Origin of the sequence: Shewanella sp. Isolate8 (assembly GCF_022398495.1) — a bacterium.
In the GTDB taxonomy this organism is placed as follows: domain Bacteria; phylum Pseudomonadota; class Gammaproteobacteria; order Enterobacterales; family Shewanellaceae; genus Shewanella; species Shewanella aquimarina.
Map to the genome: position 1 here is coordinate 1115575 of NZ_JAKEVI010000001.1, position 18439 is coordinate 1134013.

The window sequence follows — 18439 nt, forward strand, 5'->3', positions numbered from 1 at the left end:
TGTGAACTACGCAACTGTTCTAGAGTACTTCCTCGATAGTGAATTTGAGGTTCAACCCTCAAATTATGCAAATCTGGATACAATTTCAGTAAACGTTGAAATCGAAGGACGCTTAATAACATTAGTGCATTTTTGCATTAATGAACTGCAGCAGTTGCCTCACTTTTATTTGAATAACTTTGCATCTTTTGGTGTTTTAGCTCATGTACTTCCTTCATCGAATTTTGAAGGGTTGGGTAGTATTTGTGTGAATCAAATGGACTCTGTGTCTGTCAATTTTGAGAGGCCAGAATTGGCTTTTGCAGAGTCCATAAGACGTCATATCGAACTTCTAAGTAACCTTATAACTGACTATGAATTCAATCAGAGTGAGTTGCTTAGGGAATTTAGTACTAATTGGTATGCGAATACCAAGAGTCTGGTGAGTTCATCGCTTAAGACACTGTACTGCACATCTCGATTTACTCATTTTACACAACTTGAGATTTATCAACCAATTAAGACAGATAGTGTCATGAGCATTCCTGCGTCTTTTACTGCCTCGCCACATGAAGGCAATGATCAAGATGTCGCTCGATTTTTCAATACTAATTCCCGTCAACGACGAAAAGATGCCGTAGGATGCATCCTTCCCTTGCAGCTTATAGAGCCAAATATTCCTCGTGATAGTGATGGATTGAAGGCGTGGTTGTTGGAAGCTATTCAAAATCTAGAGCCTAAAGTCAAAGTACGAGCTGAAAAGGAGTTATTTTCCATTCGAGCTAAAGAGTACTGGTTGGTGCTAAATGTGGAAACACCATCTGGTAAAGCATGGGTTGGGGTAAAACTCTACTTGGATAAAAAACGGGCATTTCCTCTAACCGCTGAAAAGATGAAACAGTGGATGATTGAGCCATTTTTTGTTGAAGCCTTTAACAAGGAACTAATGCTTCCACGCAGTGGTGCTAACCCTTCACTTGATTGTAAGAAAGTACTTTTGATTGGCAGTGGTTCCGTGGGAAGTGAAATAGCTCATAAGCTGGGGGCTTCCGGCATTGGTCGTATTGATATTGTCGATCCTGATCATTTCAGTACGTCTAATCTTTACCGGCATACACTAGACGGTGATAAGACAAACTGGCCTAAGTCTTTTGCTGTAGCCTTTCAGTTGCAAAAAAAGTTTCCGTGGCTAGAAACAGTAAGCTATCGCGACTCTTTGCTTGCACTTAGAAAGAGCTCAACTTTAAATGCATATGATCTTATTATTATTTCTATCGGTGTGCCTACTCATGAGCGCTTGTTTCATGATTACATAGTGAAATCGGATGTTAAAGTTCCTGTAATATATAGCTGGCTAGAGGGGTACGGGATAGGTGGGCATGCCGTATTAGATATTCCGCATCAACCAGGGTGTTTACGTTGTGCGTATGTTGAACCGAATAGTGGGATTCGTGGCTTATCATCTAATCTTAACTTTATAGAACCTGATCAGAATGTAGTTAAAAACTATGCTGGTTGTGGTGAAATGTTTATCCCATATGGTGCAATTAGCTCCACACAAACAGCTCTACTCGCAGCAGACTTAGCTGTTGGGTATTTAGAAGGAAAGCTTAATGAGTCAAAAAAAGTTAGTTGGAAAGGTGATAGTGCAGATGCAGAGTCTGAAGGGCTAAAACTCAGCAAAAGATATCAAACTTTTACATCTTCTTTACAAAAGTTTCCTCTCCGGCATCCTCTATGTGACATGTGTCGACCTAGGGAATTCATCACCTATAGAAGCAAGTGCGGAAAAGTTCTTCTTCTTCCGCAGGCTCTTAATAAAGGGTTGTGTTCTTATATACAGGATAAGTCTACATCTGTTGAGTCTGCGGGACTCCTCATTGGGTTTTATGGCCAGAATGGTGAAGTAATAATAGATAGTTTTACGACTCCAAAAGAATCAGATCAAAGAACCAGAACGACATTTAAGCTAGATGCGAATGCTCACCAGACAGAAATTGACAAAGCCTATATCGGCTCAGATCAACTGTTAGGCTATGTTGGAACTTGGCACACGCATCCTCAGGATTTTCCGCATCCCTCAATCCCGGATAAAACTGACTGGCGAACTCATGCGCATGATAATCCCGACCGCCCTTTATTCTTTATTGTTGTAGGCATAAAGAAAACATCGATTTACACCATGGATAAAGGGAAACTAATTGAATTATCGAATATTTCTGAGGAGCTTTGCTGACAATGTGGGAACGCTTTAAATGGCTGTTTGTTACAGGATTAAAATTCAAACGTACATCTTACCCACGGACAAGATGGGGAGTTAGAGCTTGCCTAGCTGCTTTGGGAACTGGTTTACTTTCGATTGGTGTAATCAACGTGAAATTTGAAACTGGATATGTTATCGACACTCTGAGTTTGGCCGATAAGGAGCCTTCATTATATGCTATGTATCTTAGTGCTGCTTTGTTTATTCTGGGCGCAATGCTAATTTTCTCTGAGTGGAATCAAAAACTTCGCCTCACCGCGAGGGTTATCATTTCAGCAATGCCTGGTGTTTCGACGGATTTTCCTGAAGAGATGCTGGAACCATCAGAAAAAGCGTTTTGCAGAGAGCCTGTTCATCTTGGGGTTCCCTCATCAATACCTGAAAATATAGAGCAACAAGTCCGGCGATATAATGCTGAATTAGAAGTGGATATTTTTAAGCGCCATATACTTCAAGATAAAGGGCAAAAACTTTACATAGGGGGGTTAGCCCGCATCCCCTTTTTAGTTGCTTATGGTGCTATGTTGAGAAACCTTTCGGCAGAGATCGTATATTTTGACAAGCTTCATAAGAACGGAAGTTATGCACTACTATCTGATGAGAATACCGAGGTTAGATTAAAGGAACCTTCTCTAGTGGATAAACTGAACGACTCAGGTGCTGCTGCAATCGCTTTAGGTCTTAGTACTCCTATAAACCTAAGCCAAATTCCTAAAGATTTTCAAAACTCAACTATCATTTTGGATTCCGAGCAAGATGCTTCGAGGAACCTGATTAAGAATCAGGGTAATTTACAAGAGATGTCCGCAAAGGTTGGAGAGATTATTGACAGGTTATCTGCATTACCAGGTTGCAAAAAGATACACTTATTCTTGTCTGTCCAGTCTGCCTTAGCTATAGAAATCGGGCGTCGTTATCAGGAAGGGACACAGCAGAACTGGGTGATACATAACTTTGACCCATCATCACAGTCATATACATGGGCGATTGAATTATCACGTTCGGGAATTTCTGTTTACTCTTAGGGAACAGGAAACAAATTTTATTCAAAAAAATGAGGGTGTGAGTGACTACATTTTTACCGAAAAAACTTTCCCAAGAGGAAATAATTTGGCTCATACATTTTCGCAAAGCGAAGACAATAAATACTCTCGAGCTTATGACTGAAAGGGCTGAACGAGACAATGTTGGTAACCTAAAAATATTGAATGACATCAATACAGGGTTTTGTGCACGGGAGCAGGAGCTTTTACAGTTGAGTTGAGGTGTCGGGTTTTGGTTCACTCCATAGAGGTTTTACTATTAAGTTGCGCTCAATAATCAAAATCGTTTGTTCTTGTATGAGTTTAGTCCAACTTATGTGATGAAAAAGCGAGCCAATTGGCTCGCTAGTAGGTGTTACAAGTCATCATTTAACCTGTCTGCCCAGTGTTGCTCCGCTTGGTCGAAATACTCATTAGGATAGAGGCCGTATAGTTCCAAAAACTCATGTTTGAACAAGTTACAGAAAGTTCTGATCTCTTCCTTTAGCAAGAGGAGAATGATGTACATGTCAATGCCCTCAAGATATTGGCAAGTGAACTCTGGAAAGTCCTCTAGGATAGACTTGCTTACGCTGATACCTAAAATTCTTCCTGCTGAATCCCTATGCTGATAGATGTATTGTCCAAAGCTTAGTTTAATTGTTCCCTGAACATCTCCTTGCTGTTCAGCTAGCAAAAGAACAGTGCAGTGGTCGTCCCAGGGACTTTTCGATTTCCTTTGATATTCTCTAATGAATAGTGACTTGTTGGTGCTCATAGCTCCTCCTAGTTAATGAAAGGTGTGTCCTCTTCAGTAGCTAGGTTCGTTAATGGCATATTAATTAAGAATTGATACAAGAACTCCAAAACAAGTTCGCATTCAATTTCATTCAAGCCATTTTTGCCAAGGTATGATTCAACCGAGTAGAGCAGAAATTCCTGTTCAGCAATTAGTCCGAGCTGAATATCGCTAACGTTTTCAAGCTCTATGTTTATCACTTTATAAAGTTGTTTAATGATGCCTCTTAGCCTGATGAGCTGAAGAGCGATAGCATTGTCTTTCATAGGTACTCCCAATTATGTTTATAGCGACCCAAGTGGCCGCATGATTATCTAGGTGCGACCGGTGCGAATTTTCGGGTTTCATGTGGGATGTGAGGCAGTGCGACAAAGAATGGTTTTTAACGGATGGTAACTATGAAGAGAGTCGATCAGGCTTGGTTAATTTTTGCATTAGTTATAACGACGGGGCGGAGTCGTTGGCAACTAGCTTTGAGAGTGATTCAGTTGAAGAAACGACATTGGTGAGGCGATTTATCAAGCAAATTACCGCCTAATGAAGAGTGGCATTTGCAGATACTGTGGGAGTTGTATTACAAAAGGAGTGAATAAGCATCTACAACGCCCACATCATTACAAAAAGTAATCGAAAGGACACCAGATTTATTACGGATTTTCGTCGTAGGTTTGACCAGAGTTTGACCGGAGTTTGACCATGTTTGAATTGCTAACAATAAATCATTAGACACAAAAAAGCCTGTAACTCGTTAAGAATTACAGGCTTTTTTGATTAAGAATTTGGTCGGTATGAGAGGATTCGAACCTCCGACCCCTGACACCCCATGACAGTGCGCTACCGGGCTGCGCTACATACCGATTTTATCCAAAGCAGCAAAGACTTGGGGTCTGCTTCGAACAGGCTGAACTTTATCAAGTCGTTTGCCCCTGTGCAAGTGTTTCGGCGGTTGAGCGCGATCGACTGGCTAGTTTATAGTCGCTGGTGGCTCAACCTAAGTACTTGGTGCTTAATGACTCAAGTTTCTAGTGATTGTAGAAGCGTCGTCCTTCGCGCATCACCTGGATCAGCTCGGGCGCGCTGATCTTCTTGTTGCGTAGACGCTGGCTATAGTCACGGTTATAGATACGGTATTTGCCGTGTCTGTCGATCACTGTGATCTCATCTTCCTGATAGATGCCAAACACCAGGTTGTCGCCGATGTAGGTCCAGTTCTCGCTTTGGGGCTGCAGTATGTTGCGCCCGGCGCTGTAGTCGCTCGGCTTGTTGGTGCAGTCGAGCAGCTGGGTCATCAGGGTCGGCACCACGCCGTAGTGGCTGCTGGGGTAGGTGACCGTCTTGTCATACTCCATGCCGGGCCAGTGGATGATCAAAGGCACATGCACGTTGGCCGGAGACAGGTTGCCACGCTGGTTGTCGTTGTCGCCGGTAAACACCTTGCCCGACACGCCGGTGACCATCACGAAGGTGCTGGCCGGTAGGCGCTCGATAAGCTTTTGCAGCTGCTTGTCGACAAAGTTGAGCGACTGACGATATTGGTTGAACAGCACCTTCTGTGCCGGCTTGAGCGGTGTGCTCGGCTTCACCGTCTCGATACCCAGGAAACCAATTGGGGTGTCGTAGCTGTCGGGGCTCTGCAGGTTGAGCAGGGCAAACCAAGGTTTCTCCTGCTGCATGCGCCACTGGTCGAAGCTGTCGATGGATTGAATATCGGCATCGGCCACGCCATTGGTCAGCGGCTGCAGGTGCGAGGTCAGGTCCTGATAGATGGCTTGGGGCTGAATAGTGCTTGTCTCAGGGGCGAAACGCGCCAGGGTATAGCCCTGTTTGGCCAGCTCCTGGGTGAACACGGGTGAGCGATAGCTGAGATCGTCGGCGGCGATATAGCTGCCCTGCAAGCCATAGAGCAGGGAGAACATGCCGCTGTTGTGCATATTGCCGCCACTCAGGTGCTGCTTAAATTCGTGGTTGTGTTTGCCGTACTCATAGAGGAACGGCATGGTGTCCTTGTTGACCAGATCGGCCCTGAAGCCGTCGATAGCTACCATCAATATGTTGATCTCTGGGTTGGCGCTGCACTGCAGCGGCGAGATCGGGTAGTTGAGGCTAGGTTGTAACTTGCTCGGGTCTTGTGCCTTGCTGCTCTTCTCTATGCCGTGGCTCTCCATGAAGGAGCGCGCGGTGGCAGGATAAGAGAGTGGGTAGGCATCATCCAGGCGAGTGATCTCTGTGATGTCGGCGGCATCTGCCCAGATATGAATCAGGTGGCTGCTGACGAAACACAGGCCGATAACCAACACCACCTTAGGGCCGTAGTTAGACTTACGTATCTTTTCTATGCGCTTCCACAAGAAGTTGGCTGCGGTCAGCTCCAGGATAATGATCCCCAGCGGCGTCACTATATAAGAGGTGCCTTGCAGCAGGGCGTTGAGATCGGCCCAGGCGATGTCGAACACAAATGGACTAAGGTGCAGACCATAGTCGTCGTAGATCAGGGTGTCATACAGCAAGATACAAAGGCCCAGGGTGGCGGCAAAGGCCGCGAGGCCGCGCAGTATCTTGGAGTAGGGCAGCAAGAGGGTGATGGGAAAGAGCACCACCAGATAGACGATGAAGGCGAGAAAGCTAAAGTGGCCCAGGGTGCTGATGGCCAGGTAGCCCCAGCCAATCCAGGACTCGGGCGCGCCCACGGTTTCAATATAACGGACACCGACTATCATCGCCAAGAAGCCGTTGAAGAAGGCAAACCAGTGCCCCCAACTGACTAAGCGTGACACGCGATCACGGCCCATCTCTTTTTTACGCTCGATCATAGGGATCCGTTATTAGTTGAAATACTTGTCTATCTTAATTTTTTTTAAGGCGGATTGGCCAGTTTTTTGCGAACAAAAACCGCTTTTTTAGCCGTTAGTGTTAGCTTTTTACCGACTGAGTCAGCGCCTTGGCAAACTGTTCGGCCACTTGCTCGCGTGCCGCCTCTGGCACCTTGCGCATCAGCAGATCTGTGACACAGTTGCCCAGGACCATCAGGCTGAGATCGGTTGGCGCCTGGTGCTTGTCGAGTACAGCCAGGATCTCGGCGATGACGGCTTCGACCTGGGCGTTTGAATATTTAGATTGGATAGCCATATTTAAAAATTTTTTCACTTTAATTTGAAATAGCGGCATATAATAACGGATTTCTACCAACATCACTATCGAGGCTTATGAGTATTAACGTCGAACAAGCAATTATTCACGCGATATCCCAAGATGGCGAAGGCCAGCTCAGCTGTAGATTGCGTCCACAACCGCTACTAAATAGTCAAGCCGTCGAAGCCATGCTCGAAGAGCTGCACCAAACCTACACCAGCAAATCGGGTAAGGGCTTTGGTCATTTTGGTACCCACGGTGACGATGGTGAGGCCAACCCCAAGTTTAAAGAGGCACTTAGCCAGTATCTGGGTGGCGAGCTAGGGTTCGTCGAGTTCTCCGGCGTGGCGGGGCAGCTGCTGCAAGAGGAGCTGGCCAAGTATGACTTCAGCCAGGGCGGCTTCCTACTGCTTGCCTGCTACACCTATATGACCAGCGATTACCTGTTTGTCTCTCTGCTTAACGCCAAGTCGTCGATGACGGTGCTGGATGATATGGAGCTGTCGCAGAATACCCACCTGGATCTCAACAATGTGCAGCTGGCGGCGCGTATCGACCTGACCGAATGGCAGGCAGATCCGGATTCGCTCAAGTATATCTCCTTCGTGCGCGGCCGCGCCGGGCGGAAAGTTGCCGATTTCTTCCTCGACTTCATGGGATGTGTCGAAGGGGTTAACACCAAGGCGCAGAACAAGTCGCTGATGAATGCGGTAGAAGACTTTGTCGCCAGCAGTGAGCTGACCAAGGATGAGCGCCAGCAGTGCCGCGAGAAGGTGTTCGAGTATTGCACCGAGCGGGTCGACAGCGGCGCCGATATTCAGCTGAAAGATCTGGCCGATGAACTGGCCGATGCCGGCATGGACTCCTTCTATGACTTCGCCCAAGGCGGAGACTATGAGCTAGAAGAGGAGTTTCCCGGCGACAAGCCGACCCTGCGTCAGCTCAAGAAGTTTTCGGGCACAGGCGGTGGCGTGACCATCAGCTTCGATGGCCAGCATCTGGGTGAGCGGGTGATCTATGACCCTATCTCAGATTCCATCTTGATCAAGGGCGTGCCGGCTAACCTCAAAGATCAGCTGGACCGTCGCCTCAAGGGCGGCCAATAACCCCATTAACGGGCTATTCAGCGCCAGAAAAAAGCGTCTGTGTTAGACGCTTTTTTCGTTTATGATGCTTTAAATAGGGTGTAATGGTCAGGTGACGAACGCTTAACCGCTGCATGACTTGCTAAAATATCGCAGATGAGTTGAAATTATCTGCTGAAACAACAGTACTGTTGAAACAAATGTGTCCGTCGGCCGTTTGCCGGAGGGATCAAATAAGGTGGACTGTTTTTCTGCCTACGGAGCGTAAATGCAACTTTTTGTTAGAGATTTAACCGTAATCGATTTTTCTTACCTGTGCCCTATCCGTGGCATGGTCGGGGAGAGCTGGATCGTCGACGTGCTGCTCGATGGCGGCCTGGACGATCAGAACATGGTGCTGGACTTTGCCAAGGTAAAGCGCACCATCAAGAACACCATAGACGATGTGGCCGATCATCGCTTGCTTATCCCTACCGCCTGCGCCGAGGTGAGATGGCAGCAGCAGGGCGATCGTGTCTGGATGGATTTCAACAGCCTGCAGGGAGATATCCATCTCGCCTGTCCCGCTCAGGCCTTTGCCCTGATCCCCACTGAGATCATCGATTTTGACAGCGTGAACGCCTTCTTGCAGAAAGCCTTGAAAGAGGTGTTGCCAGACAACGTTCAGGGCATCGCATTGACCCTGCGTAACGAGCTGCACGAGACCCCTTATTACCACTACTCTCATGGTCTGAAGAAGCACGACGGTAACTGCCAGCGGATCGCTCATGGTCACCGCAGCCCGATCAACGTGTTTGAAAATGGCGTCGCCGCGCCTAAGTGGGACGAGTACTGGGCCCGCCGCTGGAAAGATATCTATCTCGGATCTGAAGATGATTTGGTCGAGGTGGACGAGCTGGAGCTGTCGCCACAGACTGTGGTGAGCGATGAGACCCACTATGGTTTCCACTATGTGGCGCCACAGGGCGATTTTCAGTTGGCCATGCCCAAGAAACGCTGCGAGATCATCCCCCACGATACCACGGTAGAGCTGTTGGCCGATTTTATCGCCACCACGCTGGCAAACGAGAATAGCGACAGTTCATTTAAGGTGATCGCCTACGAAGGCGTGGGCAAGGGCGCCATCGCCTCTAAAGGCGAGCGTCACGTCTAGCAGCTTGTCAGACGTTTTAGTTTGCCTTAATCCTTTATTAGCCTGAATCGATAGGAGTCGAATGTGAACTTGTTGCGCTTAGTTGTGGCTGTATTTTGTCTTGGTGGCGCCGTGGGCGCTCAGGCCGAGGTGAACTTGAGCGAGGTGAACCTGAGCGAGGTTAACTTGGGCGAGGTTAACTTGAGTGGCAAGATGGAGCAGGGCGCGCTGATCCGCGGCCAGGCTCAGGCGGGAACCCAGGTATGGCTCAACGGCGAGCCGGTAAAAGTCAGCCCCGAGGGGCTGTTTGCCTTCGGTTTCGAGCGGGAAGCCGCGCTCAATCAAGAGCTTAAACTTGTCTACCCAGATGGCCTGACCCAGCTTATGCCCCTCAAGATAAGCGAGAAACAGTACAAGATAGACAAGGTCAACGGCATCGCCAAGAAGATCATGAAGCCAGATCCTAAGGCCCTAGAGCGCGCGGCTAAAGACAGCAAGCAGGTCAAGGCGGCCAGAGCCACCTTCTCGGGGCAGACCGCCTTTGCTCAAGACTTCATCTGGCCGCTGACGGGGCGCATCTCGGGCGTGTATGGCAGCCAGCGGGTCTATAACGGCAAGCCGAGTAATCCTCACTATGGTGTGGATGTGGCGGCCAAGACAGGCACAGTGGTGGTCGCGCCGGCCGATGGCGTGGTGACCCTCTCTGTGCCCGATATGTTCTACTCTGGCGGTACCATGATCATCGACCACGGCTATGGGGTGAGTTCCAGCTTCCTACACCTGAGTAAGCTGTATGTGAAGCCGGGTGAGACCATCAAGCAGGGTCAACCCGTTGCCGAGGTGGGCGCCACCGGACGTGCCACCGGGCCGCACCTTGACTGGCGTCTCAACTGGTTCCAGATGCGACTGGATCCCGTGACTGTGGTACCGTCCATGGCGAGTGTGCTTGAGCGTCAAAACCAGGCCAAACAGACCAAACAGGCAAATTAGGTCAAGTATGGTAAAGCGCTCTCTGACAAGGTGAGTGGAACGAAATATTAGTGAAGGCGGCCAAGGGTCGCCTTTTTCATGTCTCTCATTCTTTATCTCTTCCTCTATTTCTCGCTTTCTTAACCCATCTGGCGTTTGGGTGATCGATTCTTGGTATCGCTGCGTATGCAAGTTATAGGTCAAGCAGATATCGTAAGCAGCAAAGTTACAGCGCTTAGATTTCTGCGTTGGAAAGCATTTAAGCAGAAGAGTCGTGTAAGTCAGTATGAAGATCACCCATGAAACCAGCCCTGCCACTGGGGCGCAGCAAGCGGGCCACACAGAGTCGCGACAACAGGAGCCTACTAGGTTAGCGGAGCAGACCCTGGCGGTTTTTCCCCTGCCGCTGTTTGTGCTGCCGGGCGGCGTGCAGCGCCTGAGGATCTTCGAGCAGCGTTATCTTGCCATGGTTTCAGAATCCTTGGTTACAGAATCCGTGGCGGCCGAGTCTACAGGCAAGGGCTTTGTGATCGCCCGCTACGATAAGGCCTTTGACTTCAATGTGCCGGATTGGGGCACCAAGGTACAAGTCGTCGATTTTCATCATGGCGAAGATGGCCTGCTGGTTATCGATGTTAGGGCCAGTCACCTGGTGAGCCTGGACAGATTCGAGGTGCGTGGCGACGGCCTGCTGATGGCGCGCTGTCGCTATCGCGACCATTGGCCTACTCAGCCGCCCAGAGCTCGGCGCGGCGAGCTGGGGCAGGCCCTTAGCGAGCTGTTTGTTCAACATCCTCCATTGGCGGAACTCTACCCTCAGCCAGAATTTAATCGGCTGGATTGGGTCTGCGCTCGCTTTTTAGAGATATTGCCTTTATCTTTGAATGAGAAGGAGAAATTCATCTTGCCTAACAGTTTTTCTCAGGCAAAGTCGTTTCTCGATACATTTATTTTGGGTCAGGATAAAATTAATTGATCCAAGTTGCCGGCGCCTGCGTATAGACGATTATCTATGGGTCATACGTGAATTCAGATGCAGACATTTGTTAGCGCAGGCGCCCCGGATAAAGGGAGTGCGAACATTAACAGTCATCCAGAGACGCAGGTACCGCCAGAGTTGTCTGTCTGGTTGGTGCGAGTCGCCGATGAAAGGGATAAGCAGGCGTTTACACGTCTGTTTCAATTTTTTGCGCCTAAGATTAAACGCTTTGGTATCAAGCAACTAGGCAACGAGGCTCAGGCACACGAGTTGGTGCAGGAGACCATGAGTAATGTCTGGCGCAAGGCGCATCTGTATGACGGCGACAAAGGCGCGGCCACCACTTGGGTCTATACCGTGATGCGTAATGCCGCCTTCGATATGCTCAGGCGTGTCAAGTCCAAGGCGGAGATGAACCTGGGTGACGACATCTGGCCTATCGAGCAGGTGCAGAGCGAAGAGGCACTGCCTGAATTTGCCGACCACCTGATGGAGAAGCAGATGCTTGCCTATGTCGACAGTCTGCCCGAGGCGCAACGCGCCGTGGTCAAGGGTGTCTACTATCAAGAGCTCTCTCAGGAGCAGTTGGCACAGCAGTTCGGCGTCCCCATAGGCACCATTAAATCCAGACTCAGGCTCGCCCTGGCGAAACTCAAGCAGCAGATGGGAGACCAGCAGCATGATTAATCACCATCCCACTTCTGACGTGCTGGCACAGTTTGTTGCCGGTAACTTACCCGCCTCGGTATCCGTATTGGTGTCGAGCCACGTCGAGCTGTGCACCGAATGCGCCCGCTCGGTGCAGCGTTTAACCCAGCAGGCCGCCATCGACGCCTTTGGCGAACTTGCTGATGAGACAGTTGGCGATGAGTTGCTTGCAACCGATCTGACGAGCGACCTGGACGGCGAATTTGATTTCGATATAGAAGATTTCGACGAGTGCATTGCCGCCATCACGGCCGAGGAAGCCGATGACAAGCGTCAGTTGCCGCAAACCGTTACCGAAATTGCCGTGGGAGGAGAGCGTATCGCGCTGCCTATGGCACTCAGGTCGATTCCCCTCAGGGAGTGGCAGGGCATGGGCAAGCTGTCACGCTCGCGCCTGGCGCTGGATGATGGCGATCTCAGGATGAGCCTGCTGCACATAGATAAAGGCGGCAGCGTGCCTTGTCACACCCATAAAGGCTTCGAGATAACCTTGTTGCTGCAGGGCAGCTTCACCGATGAGATGGGCGAGTATCGCAAGGGCGACTTTATCTGGCTCGACGGCCAGCACACACATCAGCCGGTGACTGAAGAGGGCTGTGTCTGCCTCACGGTTTCCAGCGATGCGATCCATTTTACCCAGGGGATGAGCCAGCTGCTTAACCCAATCGGACGTTTTATCTACTAATTCCTTGATGCCTGGTCTGCTAAATGGAGGCGACATGAAGAAGAAATTGAAGATAGGCATAAGTGCCTGTGTGATGGGAGAGCCGGTACGCTTCGACAGAGGCCATAAAAAGTCCGGTTTCTGCATGGAGCAACTGGCGGAGTTTGCCGAGTTTAAGCCCGTATGCCCAGAGATGGCCATCGGCCTGCCGGTGCCTAGGCCAACCATCAGGCAGATCGTTAAGGACAATATCATCACTGTCTCTCGCCCCGACGGCAGCGGCGATGTGACCGAGGCCCTGAAAGCGTTCGGCGCTAAGGCAGCCCAAGGCTATCAGGATCTAGCGGGCTTCGTATTTTGTGCCAAGAGCCCAAGCTGTGGCATGGAGCGGGTGAAGGTGTATCACCACCACGGTAAAGGCTCTGAATCCACAGGTGTTGGTGTGTTCGCCGAGCAGGTGATGAAGGCCAATCCGCTGCTGCCCTGTGAGGAGAATGGCAGGTTGAACGACCCCATCATTCGCGAGAACTTCACCACCCGCATCTTCACCTATCAGAAGTGGCTGGATCTTAAGGCCGAGGGGCTGACCCGGCACAAGTTGATCCAGTTCCATAGCGCCCATAAGTACCTGGTGATGAGCCACCATGTAGAGAGCTATCGTGAGCTGGGGCGTCTGCTGGGCCGCGCCGACATTGGCCTCGAGGAGCAGAGCGAGCGTTATATCTCGGGTCTGATGCAGGCCCTTAAAAATAAGGCGTCCCGTCGCAGTCATACCAACACACTGCAGCATCTGCAGGGCTACTTTAAGCGTCAGCTCGATGAGCATAAGCGCCGTGAGCTGACCGAGGAGATCGCCGCCTATCGCGAGGGGCTGTCACCACTGTTGGTGCCGCTGACCCTGATAAAACATTATCTTATTGAGTTTCCAAATGAATACCTGCTACAGCAAGCCTATCTGAATCCCCATCCTAAGGAGCTGAGATTGAGGTACGGCTATTGAGAGCACTCTTGTGGCTGAGACGGGATTTCCGTCTCCATGATAATCCCGCCTTGAGTGAGGCGGTGCGGCTCGGGGTGAAACAGGCGATCTTTATTACCACCCCGTCTCAGTGGCAGCAACATGATATGGCGCCGATAAAGGTCGATCTCATTCGTCGTCACCTCGAGCTGATGGCCGGTGAGTTATCCCTGTATGAAATTGAGCTGGTCATCTTATCCGCCGCAGATTTTAGCGATCAGGTAAAGGTCCTGTGTGACTTTTGCCGCTCTAACGCGATCACTCTGCTGCTGGCCAACAGCGAGCCTGAGCTCGATGAGCAGGAGCGCGACAAACAGGTTATGGCGGCGGGGATAGATCTGCGCCTTTGGCAAAACGATACCATCTTGCCGCCGGGCAGCGTACTCAATCAGCAGGGGGAGATGTTTAAGGTCTTTACCCCCTTCAAGAAGGCCTGGCTCAAGTGTGTCGCGGCTAAGGGCATAGAGTGTGTGCCGACGCCGGCCAAATCGGTCGGTGATGCTCAAGCTGCGGCTCAGCTTACACAAGCGTTATCAAACAGCATCAGCCTAGATTATCCCCTGGAGGACTCCAGCCGCTGGCCCGACAGTGAGCAGGTGATGACTAAGCTCCTGCCCGCTTTTTGGCAGGAGAAGCTGCTCGACTATGGTGAGCGGCGTGATTTTCCCGCCATCAAGGGTACCTCGGGGCTCTCTCCCTACTTAGCCATAGGTGCCATCAGCCCACGTTGGCTGGCACTGCAACTGGTGCAGCGTCATCCAGAGGTGATCTATGACCCCCAGCACGCTGCCTTTTCCTGGCTCAATGAGCTGATTTGGCGTGACTTCTATAAACATCTGCTGTTTCACTATCCCGATCTCATCAAGGGCAGGAGTTTTCAGCCCAAGTATGAGTCGCTGCCCTGGCCCAATAACGAGGCGCACTTTCAGGCCTGGTGCGAGGGACGCACCGGATACCCCATAGTCGATGCGGCCATGAAACAGCTGCGCCGCACCGGCTGGATGCACAATCGCCTTAGGATGATAGTGGCCAGTTTTCTGACTAAACACCTGCTGGTGGACTGGCACAAGGGCGAGCGCTTCTTTATGCAGCAGCTGATCGATGGTGATTTTAGTGCCAATAACGGCGGCTGGCAGTGGGCGGCCAGCACGGGCTGTGATGCCCAGCCCTATTTTAGGATCTTCAACCCTATCACCCAGAGCCAGAAATTTGATCCTCGGGGCGATTTCATCCGTAAGTATCTACCAGAGTTAAGTGAGGTGCCCGACAAGCAGATCCACTTCCCCCACGACTATTTGGTGAGTCAGGGTGAGGGTGAGATCTACCCCGCGCCGATAGTGGACCATAAGGCGGCGCGTCAAAGGGCCCTGGCGTTTTATAAGGTGGAATAGGATGACGAAGATGACGGCTAGCGCCCTGTGGTTACAAAACTTTATCGCCGTGTATAGCGACCTCGGCACGGAGATCCTGGAGGGGCTGCGCCGGATCTATCATCCCGAGGTGGTGTTTTGCGATCCCCTGCATCGCGTCGAGGGGTTGGATGGCCTGCTGGCCTACTTTCAAGGGCTCTATCACCAGGTGATAAGCTGTGACTTCACCATAGAGTCGGTCTTAGAGCATCAGGGCGAGGCCGCCGTTTACTGGACCATGACCTTCAGACATAAACAGCTTAATGGGTGCCAGCCAATTAAGGTCGAGGGGCACTCTCAACTGCGGGCCAAAGACAACAAGGTGATCTATCACAGGGATTACTTCGATGTCGGTGCCATGTTGTACGAACAGCTGCCGCTGCTCGGTGGCCTTATCCGCGCGGTAAAACGCCGCGCCGTAAGCTAGGGGAGGTCGCCATGAAGCTAATGATCACAGGGGCAACCTCGGGGATCGGCAAGCAGCTGGCCCTTGGCTATGCCAAGGCCGGTCATAGGGTAGTGGCCTGCGGACGCAGCCAGAGAAAGCTAGATGATTTGACAGAGGCGCAGCCTAACATCAGCACCCTGTGCTTCGATCTGATGCAGTACGATAGCTATCCTGCGCTCGCTGCCGAACATGGGCCGCTGGATCTGCTTATTCTCAACGCCGGCGACTGCGAATATATCGACGACGCGCTTAATTTCGATGCTAAGCGTTTCGACAAAATTATCAATATCAACCTTATCGCCATCGGCTACGCTCTGCAGGCCTGGTTACCCAATTTGAAGCCTGGCGGTCGCCTTGTGTTGGTCAGTTCCAGCGCCCAGCTTTTGGCGTTGCCTCGAGCCGAGGCCTACGGCGCCTCCAAGGCGGGACTGAGTTATCTGGCCAAGGTGCTGGCCATAGATCTGGCGAGACATCAGATAGAGGTGACTTTGGTGCATCCAGGCTTCGTGCAGACGCCGCTAACGGATAGAAACACCTTCGCCATGCCCATGATGATCGGCGCCGAGGAGGCCGCCGAGACCATAATGCGCGGCATCGCCAAGGGTAAGCGCGACATACGCTTCCCACGCCTGTTTATCTGGCTGATGCAGAGCCTCTCACTGTTACCTTTTTCGCTCTGGCGCCGTCTCGCCATGAGGATGGTGTCTCCATGAAAAAAATTGCCATTATTGGCTCGGGCATCTCGGGCCTGACCTGCGCCTATCTGCTGGACAAGCATTATGAGGTGACCCTGTTTGAGCAAAACGATTATGTGGGTGGACACACGGCCACGGTCGATGTGCACCATGAGGGGCGCGACTATGCCATAGATACCGGCTTTATCGTGTTCAACGACCGAACCTATCCTAATTTCAATCGTCTGCTGGCCATGCTTGGCATTGAGGGACAGGCTACCGAGATGAGCTTCAGCGTCCATAATCGTCAGACTGGTTTCGAGTATAACGGCCACGGCCTCAATAGCCTGTTTGCCCAGCGGCGCAACCTGTTTCGCCCCCGTTTTTGGCGTCTGCTGAGTGAGATCTTAAGGTTCAACCGACTCTGCAAGGAGAGTTACGGCCAGGACGCCGTGCCCGAGGGGATGACCCTGGGGGAGTTTCTGACGCAGCATGGCTTTTCATCATTTTTCAGCGAGCACTACATACTGCCCATGGGGGCGGCCATCTGGTCGACCAGCCTGAAAGAGATGCAGGCCTTCGAGCTTAGGTTCTTCATCCGTTTCTTCTACAACCATGGCCTGCTCAACATCAGCGACAGGCCCCAGTGGTATGTGGTGCCCGGCGGCTCCCGTCAGTATGTTGAGGCGATCCTCGCCGGCCTCTCTTGTCCGGTACATTTAGGTAGCCAGATTGAGGGGGTTTATCGCCAGGAGGGTGAGGTGAGGCTGGTGCTGCAAGGGGGCGAGACCCAGGTATTCGATGAGGTGATCTTCGCCTGTCACTCAGACCAGGCCCTCGCCCTGTTAGGGGACGCCACGGCCGATGAACAAGAAGTGCTGGGCGGCATTCCCTATAGTCGCAACGAAGTGGTGCTGCACACAGACATCAAGTTATTGCCTAAGCGGCCACTGGCCTGGGCGAGCTGGAACTATATGCTGGATGATAATCTCGAGCGCGCCGCCTGCGTCACCTACAACATGAATATTCTCCAGGGGATCGATAGCGACACCACCTTCTGCGTCACCCTGAATCAGAGTGAGGAGATAGCCGAAGATAAGGTACTGCGCCGCTTCGTCTATCACCATCCGGTGCTGAACGAGGCCAGTGTCGCGGCCCAGCAGCGGCGCCTGGAGATCTGCGGCAAGGCTCACACTCACTTTGTCGGCGCCTACTGGTACAACGGCTTCCATGAAGATGGGGTACGCAGCGCCCTGGATGTCACCAAGCGCTTCGGGATGAGCCTATGAGCAGCAACCGCCAAACATCTGCTGTCTCTCAAGCGAGTAGAGCGCAGCAGGAGCCTAAAGCGCCTGTGGAGCATAGCGGTATCTATACCGGACAGGTGCGCCATCGCAGGTTTGGCGAGATCCCACACGCCTTCGGCTATCGCCTCTACATGATGGGGCTGGACCTCGACGAGTTATCAGCAGTGACATCCCGCAGCTGGCTGTTTGGCCAGCGTTGGTTCAACCCCATACGTTTTAATGAAAAAGATTACCTCAAAAATGAACCCGGCAGCCTTAAGCAGCGTATTGCCCAGAAAGTCGCCGCACTCGGTGGAAGTTGGCAGACAGAAAACAGGGTAGTGATGCTGGCTCAGTGCCGTTGCCTGGGGATCTATTTTAGCCCCATCAACTTCTACTTCTGTTACGACGCGCAGCAGGTTTGCCGCTACATGTTGGCCGAGGTGAGTAACACCCCCTGGAACCAGAGGCATTACTACCTGCTGAGCCTGGAGGGCGAAATGAAGCTCAAGAAGGCATTTCATGTATCGCCCTTCATGGAGATGGAGATGACCTACCACTGGCGGGTGTCGCCGCCGACGGCCAAGGCGATGGTGCATATCGAAAACCATCGGGAGACCGAGGGGGTCACTAAGGTGTTCGATGCCACTTTGGCGCTCGACAGGCAGGGGATCACCCCAAGCAACCTGATGAGCACCTGGCTCAGGATCCCCGCCATGACGGTGAAGATGCTGGTGGGGATCTACTGGCAGGCGCTTAAGTTGTTTCTCAAGCGGGTGCCCTTTATCGCGCACCCAGATGCCGATAGCGCGAGTTAGGCAAGTAGCCAGTCACGCTAGAGGTGCAGTTAGCGCAGGCGGACAGCTGCAGTGTAT

At 51.3% G+C, this 18439-nt stretch carries 18 protein-coding genes and 1 tRNA gene; 14 read left to right on the forward strand and 5 right to left on the reverse strand.

Annotated elements, in window-relative coordinates:
- Nucleotide 1: 1 nt before the first annotated feature.
- Nucleotides 2-2215, forward strand: coding sequence for a ThiF family adenylyltransferase (locus L1D43_RS19925; protein ID WP_239850153.1), 2214 nt, complete (start codon nucleotides 2-4; stop codon nucleotides 2213-2215).
- Between the two features lie 2 nt (nucleotides 2216-2217).
- Nucleotides 2218-3267: an SAVED domain-containing protein gene (locus L1D43_RS04905; RefSeq protein ID WP_239850154.1), complete on the forward strand. Its 1050-nt coding sequence runs from the start codon at nucleotides 2218-2220 to the stop codon at nucleotides 3265-3267.
- Between the two features lie 373 nt (nucleotides 3268-3640).
- Here L1D43_RS04905 and L1D43_RS04910 read toward each other — a convergent pair whose 3' ends face one another.
- The 5 genes from L1D43_RS04910 to L1D43_RS04930 all read right to left on the reverse strand — a co-directional run bounded on the left by L1D43_RS04910 (nucleotide 3641) and on the right by L1D43_RS04930 (nucleotide 7189).
- Entirely contained in the window at nucleotides 3641-4042 is a 402-nt protein-coding gene (locus L1D43_RS04910) for a hypothetical protein (protein ID WP_239850155.1), read from the reverse strand.
- A gap of 8 nt (nucleotides 4043-4050) precedes the next feature.
- The gene (locus tag L1D43_RS04915) at nucleotides 4051-4329 is read right to left on the reverse strand and encodes a hypothetical protein (protein ID WP_239850156.1); all 279 of its coding nucleotides are present in this window, start codon (nucleotides 4327-4329) and stop codon (nucleotides 4051-4053) included.
- A gap of 514 nt (nucleotides 4330-4843) precedes the next feature.
- A tRNA-Pro gene (locus L1D43_RS04920) sits at nucleotides 4844-4920 on the reverse strand.
- Nucleotides 4921-5085: 165 nt separating this feature from the next.
- Nucleotides 5086-6873, reverse strand: a complete 1788-nt coding sequence (locus L1D43_RS04925) for a DUF3413 domain-containing protein (protein WP_239850157.1) — start codon at nucleotides 6871-6873, stop codon at nucleotides 5086-5088.
- Nucleotides 6874-6973: 100 nt separating this feature from the next.
- Entirely contained in the window at nucleotides 6974-7189 is a 216-nt protein-coding gene (locus L1D43_RS04930) for a YejL family protein (RefSeq protein WP_041511749.1), read from the reverse strand.
- A gap of 77 nt (nucleotides 7190-7266) precedes the next feature.
- Here L1D43_RS04930 and yejK point away from each other — a divergent pair, with 77 nt between their 5' ends.
- From yejK to L1D43_RS04990, 12 genes are all read left to right on the forward strand, one after another.
- The gene (gene yejK / locus L1D43_RS04935) at nucleotides 7267-8298 is read left to right on the forward strand and encodes a nucleoid-associated protein YejK (RefSeq protein WP_041511728.1); all 1032 of its coding nucleotides are present in this window, start codon (nucleotides 7267-7269) and stop codon (nucleotides 8296-8298) included.
- A gap of 247 nt (nucleotides 8299-8545) precedes the next feature.
- Nucleotides 8546-9430: a 6-carboxytetrahydropterin synthase gene (locus L1D43_RS04940; RefSeq protein WP_239850158.1), complete on the forward strand. Its 885-nt coding sequence runs from the start codon at nucleotides 8546-8548 to the stop codon at nucleotides 9428-9430.
- A 192-nt stretch (nucleotides 9431-9622) separates the two neighbouring features.
- On the forward strand, nucleotides 9623-10399 hold the full coding sequence (locus L1D43_RS04945; RefSeq protein WP_239851047.1) for a M23 family metallopeptidase: 777 nt from the start codon (nucleotides 9623-9625) through the stop codon (nucleotides 10397-10399).
- A gap of 265 nt (nucleotides 10400-10664) precedes the next feature.
- Nucleotides 10665-11354, forward strand: a complete 690-nt coding sequence (locus tag L1D43_RS04950) for an LON peptidase substrate-binding domain-containing protein (RefSeq protein WP_239850159.1) — start codon at nucleotides 10665-10667, stop codon at nucleotides 11352-11354.
- A 57-nt stretch (nucleotides 11355-11411) separates the two neighbouring features.
- A complete protein-coding gene (locus tag L1D43_RS04955; RefSeq protein ID WP_239850160.1) occupies nucleotides 11412-12044 on the forward strand; it encodes a sigma-70 family RNA polymerase sigma factor in 633 nt (210 codons plus the stop codon).
- Nucleotides 12037-12750: a ChrR family anti-sigma-E factor gene (locus tag L1D43_RS04960; protein ID WP_239850161.1), complete on the forward strand. Its 714-nt coding sequence runs from the start codon at nucleotides 12037-12039 to the stop codon at nucleotides 12748-12750. The genes L1D43_RS04955 and L1D43_RS04960 overlap by 8 nt, the downstream gene beginning before the upstream one ends.
- Before the next feature lie 34 nt (nucleotides 12751-12784).
- Nucleotides 12785-13729 carry a DUF523 and DUF1722 domain-containing protein gene (locus tag L1D43_RS04965; protein WP_239850162.1) on the forward strand — a complete coding sequence of 315 codons (945 nt, stop codon included), beginning with the start codon at nucleotides 12785-12787 and terminating at the stop codon, nucleotides 13727-13729.
- Nucleotides 13726-15138, forward strand: a complete 1413-nt coding sequence (phrB, locus tag L1D43_RS04970; protein ID WP_239850163.1) for a deoxyribodipyrimidine photo-lyase — start codon at nucleotides 13726-13728, stop codon at nucleotides 15136-15138. Before L1D43_RS04965 ends, phrB begins: the two co-directional genes overlap by 4 nt.
- A 1-nt stretch (nucleotide 15139) precedes the next feature.
- The gene (locus tag L1D43_RS04975; RefSeq protein ID WP_239850164.1) at nucleotides 15140-15583 is read left to right on the forward strand and encodes a nuclear transport factor 2 family protein; all 444 of its coding nucleotides are present in this window, start codon (nucleotides 15140-15142) and stop codon (nucleotides 15581-15583) included.
- 11 nt (nucleotides 15584-15594) lie between these two features.
- Nucleotides 15595-16317, forward strand: coding sequence for an SDR family NAD(P)-dependent oxidoreductase (locus L1D43_RS04980; protein ID WP_239850165.1), 723 nt, complete (start codon nucleotides 15595-15597; stop codon nucleotides 16315-16317).
- On the forward strand, nucleotides 16314-17567 hold the full coding sequence (locus L1D43_RS04985; protein ID WP_239850166.1) for an FAD-dependent oxidoreductase: 1254 nt from the start codon (nucleotides 16314-16316) through the stop codon (nucleotides 17565-17567). Before L1D43_RS04980 ends, L1D43_RS04985 begins: the two co-directional genes overlap by 4 nt.
- Nucleotides 17564-18382 (forward strand): DUF1365 domain-containing protein, encoded by an 819-nt coding sequence (locus L1D43_RS04990; RefSeq protein ID WP_239850167.1) that lies wholly within the window; start codon nucleotides 17564-17566, stop codon nucleotides 18380-18382. Before L1D43_RS04985 ends, L1D43_RS04990 begins: the two co-directional genes overlap by 4 nt.
- The last annotated feature ends 57 nt before the right edge of the window (nucleotides 18383-18439 follow it).

What these genes read in the sequence shown, in the direction of transcription:
- L1D43_RS04905 (WP_239850154.1), top strand. Translation starts at nt 2,218, where the DNA reads ATGTGGGAACGCTTTAAATGGCTGTTTGTTACAGGATTAAAATTCAAA.
- L1D43_RS04910 (WP_239850155.1), bottom strand. Translation starts at nt 4,042, where the DNA reads ATGAGCACCAACAAGTCACTATTCATTAGAGAATATCAAAGGAAATCG.
- L1D43_RS04915 (WP_239850156.1), bottom strand. Translation starts at nt 4,329, where the DNA reads ATGAAAGACAATGCTATCGCTCTTCAGCTCATCAGGCTAAGAGGCATC.
- L1D43_RS04925 (WP_239850157.1), bottom strand. Translation starts at nt 6,873, where the DNA reads ATGATCGAGCGTAAAAAAGAGATGGGCCGTGATCGCGTGTCACGCTTA.
- L1D43_RS04930 (WP_041511749.1), bottom strand. Translation starts at nt 7,189, where the DNA reads ATGGCTATCCAATCTAAATATTCAAACGCCCAGGTCGAAGCCGTCATC.
- yejK (WP_041511728.1), top strand. Translation starts at nt 7,267, where the DNA reads ATGAGTATTAACGTCGAACAAGCAATTATTCACGCGATATCCCAAGAT.
- L1D43_RS04940 (WP_239850158.1), top strand. Translation starts at nt 8,546, where the DNA reads ATGCAACTTTTTGTTAGAGATTTAACCGTAATCGATTTTTCTTACCTG.
- L1D43_RS04945 (WP_239851047.1), top strand. Translation starts at nt 9,623, where the DNA reads ATGGAGCAGGGCGCGCTGATCCGCGGCCAGGCTCAGGCGGGAACCCAG.
- L1D43_RS04950 (WP_239850159.1), top strand. Translation starts at nt 10,665, where the DNA reads ATGAAGATCACCCATGAAACCAGCCCTGCCACTGGGGCGCAGCAAGCG.
- L1D43_RS04955 (WP_239850160.1), top strand. Translation starts at nt 11,412, where the DNA reads ATGCAGACATTTGTTAGCGCAGGCGCCCCGGATAAAGGGAGTGCGAAC.
- L1D43_RS04960 (WP_239850161.1), top strand. Translation starts at nt 12,037, where the DNA reads ATGATTAATCACCATCCCACTTCTGACGTGCTGGCACAGTTTGTTGCC.
- L1D43_RS04965 (WP_239850162.1), top strand. Translation starts at nt 12,785, where the DNA reads ATGAAGAAGAAATTGAAGATAGGCATAAGTGCCTGTGTGATGGGAGAG.
- L1D43_RS04975 (WP_239850164.1), top strand. Translation starts at nt 15,140, where the DNA reads ATGACGAAGATGACGGCTAGCGCCCTGTGGTTACAAAACTTTATCGCC.
- L1D43_RS04980 (WP_239850165.1), top strand. Translation starts at nt 15,595, where the DNA reads ATGAAGCTAATGATCACAGGGGCAACCTCGGGGATCGGCAAGCAGCTG.
- L1D43_RS04985 (WP_239850166.1), top strand. Translation starts at nt 16,314, where the DNA reads ATGAAAAAAATTGCCATTATTGGCTCGGGCATCTCGGGCCTGACCTGC.
- L1D43_RS04990 (WP_239850167.1), top strand. Translation starts at nt 17,564, where the DNA reads ATGAGCAGCAACCGCCAAACATCTGCTGTCTCTCAAGCGAGTAGAGCG.